Here is a 1,822-nt window from a genome sequence, read left to right as displayed (position 1 = left end):
GGGCTTGCGGTGTCGGGTGGGCAGCCGAGCAGGGCGTCGACATGCAGCGGGTTGAGCAGCATGCCGGTGAGCAGGTTGGCGGCGGCCAGTGGTTCCTGGCCGAGGCCGGTGGATGGCAGGTGGCCCTGGGCGACCTGACGCGACAGGTAGCCTGCCAGGCGTTGTCGCGTCAGCTTGGGGCCGTTGTCGAGGAACAGCTTGCCGAGCTGCGGGTTGCGGCCGCTCTCGAAGGCGAGGCCACGGAACAGGCGGATCAGTTCGGGCGCGAGGGCCAGCGCCAGCATCGCCATGCCGAAGTCTTCCAGCGCTTCCTCGACGCTGCGTGTCTCGTTGGCTTCGTGGTCCATCACCGACCACACCGTCTGCGCTTCCTGCTGCATCACGGCCAGAAACAGGCCGTCCTTGTTGCCGAAATTACGATACAGCGTTGCCAGTGATCCGCCGGCCTGCCGGGCGATCTCATTGATGCTGGTCGCGGCGAAGCCGTGTTCGAGGAAGTGTTCACGGGCGACTTCCAGCTGGCGTTTGCGGCGTGCTTCCCCGCGCGGTGAGGCGCGAGTCGTGGTGCTTCCCGAGTCAGGGGCGGTCTCTGATGAGGGCGAATCAGTCATGTGAGTGTCCTGTCTGTGATCCGGAAACCGCCTGAAACAGGCAAGGTTGCGATATTGCGAACGAGAGACGCTGTCTGTCGAAACTGTCGGGGCTGCCTCAAGGAAGTGTAGTATTCATTACACTTTGTGGCGATGCAAGATGACAGCCGTGGCCTGAGCGCTCGCAAGCGCCGTGGCCCCCTCATCCGCAGCGTCAGACAGATTACACGCCTGTCACCGACAGGCAGCAAGAGAGAGTCGCCGAATGAACAAGGCAGGCAAGGGTGTCGTGGCACTCATCGTGGTGGCGGGCGTGATCGCTGGCGGAGTGATGGGGGGCGAATGGTGGCAGGTCGGGCGCTTCATGCAGGAGACCGACAACGCCTATGTGCGCACCGACAGCGTCGCGGTGCGCTCCGAGATCACCGCGCGGGTGACGCGCATGCTGGTGCATGACAACCAGCCGGTGAAGAAGAGGCAGTTGCTGGTGCAGCTGGATGATGAAGATGCCAGGGCCAATCTGGACCAGGCCAGTGCTGCGCTGGACAACGCCCGCACCGGGGAAGTCCAGGCCGAGCGTCAGCTGGACCTGCAAGGCGCGAAGATCGACGAGGCCAAGGCCGCGCTGGCTTCGGCCAGGGCCGAACGCGATCAGGCGGCGCTGCACCTCAAGCGCTCCAGAAGTCTGGAGAGCCGCAGCTACGCCTCGCGTCAGTCCTATGAGGATGACCAGGTGACCCTGCGCACCGCCGAGGCGAGTGTTGCCCAGAAGCAGGCCGCGCTGGTGTCTGCCCGGCAGCAGCTTGAGGTCTACAAGGCGCAGCTGGAGTCGGCGCGTGCCCAGGTGGTGTCAGCGGCGGCGGATCTCGCCTACGCGCGCCACCAGCTGGAGAAGACCTCGATCTACGCGCCGCAGGATGGCGTGGTCGGCAATCGCAGTGTCGAGGTGGGCACCATGGCCAGCGCCTCGTTGACCCTGATGCAGCTGGTGCCGGTGAAGAGCGCCTATGTGGTGGCCAACTACAAGGAAACCCAGACCGAGCGCATGCGCGTCGGCCAGCCGGTCAGTCTCGAGGTGGATGCCTACCCGGACATCGAGTTTGAGGGTGTGGTGGATAGCCTGGCGCCGGCGACCGGCACCGAGTTCAGTCTGCTGCCGACCGACAACGCCACCGGCAACTTCAACAAGATCGTCCAGCGTGTGCCGGTGCGCATTCGCCTGACCGGCCCAG

At 65.1% G+C, this 1,822-nt stretch carries 2 protein-coding genes; one reads left to right on the top strand and one right to left on the bottom strand.

What is annotated here, in order from left to right; genetic code table 11:
• Positions 1-611: TetR/AcrR family transcriptional regulator (locus AC4FAH_RS13885; RefSeq protein WP_490246240.1), on the bottom strand; the 611-nt coding region annotated here is incomplete at its 3' end.
• 244 nt (positions 612-855) lie between these two features.
• On the opposite strand from AC4FAH_RS13885, the gene AC4FAH_RS13880 reads away from it, so the two are divergent.
• Positions 856-1,822: HlyD family secretion protein (locus tag AC4FAH_RS13880; protein WP_490246239.1), on the top strand; the 967-nt coding region annotated here is incomplete at its 3' end.

The organism is Cobetia sp. (assembly GCF_983723665.1).
The sequence above is the reverse complement of the archived record's forward strand: the minus strand, read 5'-3'. Positions and strand labels throughout refer to the sequence as shown.